The organism is Mycobacterium sp. (genome assembly GCF_035640695.1).
Taxonomy (GTDB): domain Bacteria; phylum Actinomycetota; class Actinomycetes; order Mycobacteriales; family Mycobacteriaceae; genus Mycobacterium.
The window spans coordinates 1-5,036 of record NZ_DASQVQ010000036.1 but is presented as its reverse complement, the minus strand read 5'-3'; the positions used below and the strand labels follow the sequence as shown (position 1 = coordinate 5,036).

General features: G+C 65.3%; 5 protein-coding genes. 2 read left to right on the top strand and 3 right to left on the bottom strand.

Annotated elements, in window-relative coordinates:
• The 3 genes from VE759_RS04090 to VE759_RS04080 form a co-directional block, all read right to left on the bottom strand.
• On the bottom strand, positions 1 to 334 hold a 334-nt coding region (locus VE759_RS04090), incomplete at its 3' end, for an extracellular solute-binding protein (RefSeq protein ID WP_324928485.1).
• The gene (locus tag VE759_RS04085) at positions 334 to 1,146 is read right to left on the bottom strand and encodes a carbohydrate ABC transporter permease (RefSeq protein WP_324928483.1); all 813 of its coding nucleotides are present in this window, start codon (positions 1,144 to 1,146) and stop codon (positions 334 to 336) included. The genes VE759_RS04090 and VE759_RS04085, both read right to left, overlap by 1 nt.
• Positions 1,133 to 2,005: a sugar ABC transporter permease gene (locus VE759_RS04080; RefSeq protein WP_324928480.1), complete on the bottom strand. Its 873-nt coding sequence runs from the start codon at positions 2,003 to 2,005 to the stop codon at positions 1,133 to 1,135. Before VE759_RS04080 ends, VE759_RS04085 begins: the two co-directional genes overlap by 14 nt.
• 37 nt (positions 2,006 to 2,042) lie before the next feature.
• Here VE759_RS04080 and VE759_RS04075 point away from each other — a divergent pair, with 37 nt between their 5' ends.
• Together VE759_RS04075 and VE759_RS04070 are read left to right on the top strand one after the other, a co-directional pair.
• On the top strand, positions 2,043 to 3,560 hold the full coding sequence (locus VE759_RS04075; RefSeq protein WP_324928478.1) for a TldD/PmbA family protein: 1,518 nt from the start codon (positions 2,043 to 2,045) through the stop codon (positions 3,558 to 3,560).
• Entirely contained in the window at positions 3,557 to 4,918 is a 1,362-nt protein-coding gene (locus tag VE759_RS04070) for a metallopeptidase TldD-related protein (RefSeq protein WP_324928476.1), read from the top strand. Before VE759_RS04075 ends, VE759_RS04070 begins: the two co-directional genes overlap by 4 nt.
• Positions 4,919 to 5,036 lie beyond the last annotated feature (118 nt).

The following is a 5,036-nucleotide window of genomic DNA, read 5'->3' as shown; positions in this document are numbered from 1 at the left end:
GCCTGCCGTTGTCGGCGTAGCCGGCAAAGTACGCATTACTGATCCAGAAGATGTCGTCGGCACCGCCACCGGCGACATCGGTTCGCAGGGTATCGAAGTATGTCGCATACGCGACAACATTGGTGCGGACCTCGACGCCGGGGTGGTGGCGCGTGAACTCGTCGAACGACTTGCGATAGGCCATTGCCACCTGCTGATCCCACAGGCGCACCGTCACCACCGTCTTGCCGCTGGGCTGCGCGGAACGGTCCAACACCAGCACCGCCACGAGCAGCAATGCGGCCACCGCAATCAGCGAGACGGCGACCAGCGTCGAAAACCTCACGCGCGAGATCATTTCAGCCCGGTAACCACAATCGATCGGACGATCCGCCGCTGGAAGACGACAAACAGCGCGATCAGCGGAACTATGGCCACGGTGGTCGCCGCCATCACCAGCGTCCACTGCGCGTTGTACTGCGACTGCAAGCCGGCGGTGGCCACCGTCAGCACTCGCCACTTGCTGCCGCTGGTGATCACCAAGGGCCACATGAAGTTGTTCCATTGCGACACGACGGTGATCAGCGTCAGAGTGACCATGATCGGTCGGCTGGCCGGCACTATGACATGCACCAGCACGTCAAGGGTGTTCGCGCCGTCGAGCCGGGCAGCATTGATCAGGTCGGCGGGAATCGCGCGGAAGTATTCGCGCAGCAGGAAGATTGCATATGGCGAACCAAAGACAAACGGCAGTACCAGCGCCCAGAATGTATTGCGTAGTCCGGCCTGCGCCATCATCAGGTACAGCGGCACGATCGTCACCGTCGCGGGCACCATCAACGTCGCCACGTACACCCAGAACAGCAGATCCCGTCCGCGGAAACGCAGCCGCGCGAAGGCGTATGCGGCCAACACCGAACACACCAACTGGCCCAGCACCAGGACCGCGGTCATCAGTGCCGTCACCATCAGTGCTCTACCGAATCCGGCGTCGGCCAAGCCGCGATAGTTCTGCAACGTCGGCGGATCAGGCAGCGACAGCGGCGATTTCGTTACGAACTGCTGGGCCGAGGTGAACGAGGTGAGCAGCCCGAGCGCGAAGGGCGTTAACGTAATCGCCGCGCCGACGGCCAACGCGACGTAGATGGCGAGGTTAGACAACTTCATAAGTGATCCGTCGCCGGAAGTACAGATGCTGAACGAGCGCGACCGATACCAGAATCGCGAACAGCACGATCGCCATCACGGCGGCCCGACCGACAGCCGCAGCGCCGAACGCCTCGGTGTAGATGCGGTGCGCCACAAGATCGGTGCGGCCTTGCGGGCCGCCGCGCGTCAGCGCGTATACGGTATCGAAAACCTGTGCCGCGCTGACGATTCCGGTTACCAGGACGAAGAACATTGTTGGCCGCAGCATGGGAAGGGTGATGCGCCAGAAGCGCTGCCACGACGTGGCGCCGTCGGTTCGTGCGGCATCGTGCAGTTCATCGGGAATTGCCAGGATGCCGGCGAGGAAGAAGAGCGCGACGTAGCCGACATTCGTCCACACCGTGACCGCCGAGACGACCGGAAGTGCCAGACCAGGATCGGTCAGCCACTCGACGCGACGCCCGAGCAGCGTGTTCAAGGCGCCGTCGGTCGGCGCGAGGATCCAGCGCCACAACACGCCGATCGCCAGCGGCGCGCAAACCCACGGAACCACGTAAACCGTGCGGAAGAACCCGGTGCCCGGCATCCCGCGCGCCAGCATCCATGCGACGGCCAGTCCCAGGAACGTCTGCACCGGCACGACGATGGCAACAAAAATCATCGTCACCGCCAACGAGTTGCCGAACGCCGAGTCCGTCAGCACCGAGCGCCAATTGTCGAGTCCGACATACTCAATGGGTCCGAGCAGATCCCAGCGATGCAGGCTCAGCCAGACCACCACGAACATCGGCAGCAACAGGAACGCGGCCACCCCGAACAGGCTTGGTGCTAACAGCGCATACCCCAGCGTTGCGGAGCGCACGTCCTTGTCGGCCATGCAGTCATTTAAACCGAGCTGCCGTTACGGTGGAGCCGTGACGCCGAACCGGGGGGTCGATGCCGACTTTCTGGCCCTGCCTCGCCACGAACTTGCCGATGCCGCGTTGAGCGCGGCGAAACGCGCCGGTGCCAGCCACGCCGACCTGCGCATTCACTGCATCACCAGTGAGATCGTGCGGCTTCGCGACGGAACCTTGGAGACGTCGGTGCTCAGCCGGGAGATCGGGCTGGCGGTGCGAGTCATCGTCGACGGCACCTGGGGGTTTGCGTCCCACGCAGAGCTGGCGCCTGAGGTGGCCGCCGAGACCGCGCGGCGGGCGGTGGACGTCGCGAAGACTCTGGCGCCGCTGAACGCCGAACGGATCGCGCTGGCGGACGAGCCCGTGTACTCCGACGCGCAGTGGGTGTCGTCGTTTGCGGTCGACCCGTTCGAGGTCTCGACCGCCGACAAGATCGCGGTTTTGGAGGACTACTCGGGACGGCTGCTCGCGGCCGACGGTGTCGACCACGTGTCGGCGGCGATGAACGCGGTCAAGGAGCAGACGTATTATGCCGACACTTTCGGGTCGACGATTACACAGCAGCGGGTGAGGATCCTGGCCATGCTGGACGCAGTGGCGGTGGACGCCGCCGCGGGCAGCTTCGAATCGATGCGCACGCTAGCGCCGCCGACGGCGCGCGGCTGGGAGCTCCTCGCCGGCGACGACGTGTGGAATTGGAGCGACGAGCTGGCGCGGATACCGTCGTGGTTGGCCGAGAAGGTCAAGGCGCCGAGCGTGAGCGCCGGCCCCACTGACCTGGTGATCGACCCGACCAATCTATGGTTGACGATCCACGAATCCGTCGGCCACGCCACCGAATACGACCGCGCGATCGGCTACGAGGCCGCCTATGCCGGCACGTCGTTCGCCACTCCGGACAAGCTGGGTACGATGCGCTACGGCTCGCCGGTGATGAATGTGACCGCCGATCGGACCGTTGAGTTCGGCTTGGCCACTGTGGGTTTCGACGATGAGGGCGTGGCCGCGCAGAGCTGGGATCTGGTGCGTGACGGAGTGTTCGTGGGTTATCAGCTGGATCGGGTGTTTGCACCACGGCTGGGCCAGCAGCGCTCCAATGGTTGTTCGTACGCCGATTCGCCACACCACGTCCCGATCCAGCGGATGGCCAACGTGTCGCTGCGGCCGGGTCCGCAAGATCTGAGCACGGCCGACCTGATCGCGAGTGTCGAGGACGGGATCTACATCGTCGGGGACAAGTCGTGGTCAATTGACATGCAGCGCTATAACTTTCAGTTCACCGGGCAGCGCTTCTTCCGAATCCGTAACGGCAGGCTGGACGGGCAGCTGCGGGATGTCGCCTACCAGGCGACCACGACCGATTTCTGGGATTCGATGGAGACGGTTGGCGGTTCGTCGACGTGGCGGCTGGGCGGGGCGTTCAACTGCGGCAAGGCGCAGCCCGGGCAGGTGGCGCCGGTCAGCCACGGCTGCCCGTCAGCGTTGTTCCGCGGCGTTCGGGTGCTCAACACGCTTGCAGAGGGCGCCGCGTGATTCCGGCGCAGAAGGTGATCGACGCGGCGATGGCGGCCGCCACGGTCGACGAAACGATCGTCCTTATCAACGATACGGCAGAGGCTTCGCTGCGGTGGGCGGGCAACTCGATGACGACCAACGGCGTATCGACCAGGCGCGAGACGGCTGTCATTTCGATTGTGCGCCAGGGCGATAGCGCGCATGTCGGTTCGGTGCAAACCAGCGAGGTGGATCCGGACGCGATCGCCAGCCTGGTGGTCGCGAGCGAAGCGGTCGCACGGACGGCCCCGGAGGCGCGGGACAGTGCGCCTCTGATACCTGGTACGGACGTGCCGGTCGATTGGGATGACCCGGTGCCCGGAACAGGCGCCGAGGCGTTCGCCGGCTTGGCGAGCTCGCTGGTCCACGGCTTCCGCGGGCGCGACACGCTGTACGGATACGCGCACCATGCGATGACGACGACGTTTCTGGCCAACACCCGGGGGTTGCGCCGGCGCTACACACAGCCGACGGGCTCGGTGGAGATCAACGCCAAGCGCAACGGTGGAAGTGCGTGGGCCGGAGCCAGCACGCCCGACTTCATCGACGTGCCGGTCGACGTTCTGCTCGAACAGCTTTCGAGACGGTTGGACTGGTCGCAGCGCACGATTTCGCTCCCGGCGGGGCGGTACGAAACGCTGATGCCGCCGTCGACCGTCGCGGACATGATGATCTACGTCAGCTGGGTGATGGACGGCCGCGGCGCACAGGAGGGCCGCACCGCGTTTTCGGCGCCCGGCGGCGGGACTCGGGTGGGGGAGCGGCTGACCGAGCTGCCGCTGACGTTGTACTCCGACCCGTGGGCGCGCCGACTCGAGTGCACGCCGTTCGTGACGGCGAGCAGTTCATCGGAGTCGGTGTCGGTGTTCGACAACGGCATGGACATTGGCCGGGTGGACTGGATCCGCGACGGGACGATCAACGCGCTGGCGTATCCGCGCGCGACCGCCGCCGAGTTCGATGCGCCCGTCGCCGCACCGGCCGACAACCTATTAATGACCGGCGGAGACTCGAGCCTCGACGGGATGATCGCGGGCACCGAGCGGGGGCTGCTGCTGACGACGCTGTGGTACATCCGCGCGGTGGATCCGACCACGCTGCTGTTGACGGGTCTCACGCGGGACGGCGTGTACTTGGTGGAAGACGGCAAGGTCAGTGCAGCGGTGAACAACTTCCGTTTCAACGAGAGCCCACTGAGCCTGCTGCGCCGGGTCACGGAGGCGAGTGCGAGCGAGGTGACGCTGCCGCGGGAATGGGGTGACTGGGCAACCCGCGCCGCGATGCCGACGCTGCGAATACCGGACTTCCATATGTCGTCGGTGAGCCAGGCGCAGTAGCGCTCCCGTCGTAGTGCAGACGGTGTGTTGAGGCGGCCGTTCGCCGAGAGTCCTTCTCCGACATCCAATCCATTCGTCGATCGCTTGGACAGCTTGCTGCTTTGCGAAATCAACCTCC

Coding starts and splice junctions, on each gene's coding strand:
- VE759_RS04080 (WP_324928480.1), bottom strand. CDS start 2,005: ATGGCCGACAAGGACGTGCGCTCCGCAACGCTGGGGTATGCGCTGTTA.
- VE759_RS04085 (WP_324928483.1), bottom strand. CDS start 1,146: ATGAAGTTGTCTAACCTCGCCATCTACGTCGCGTTGGCCGTCGGCGCG.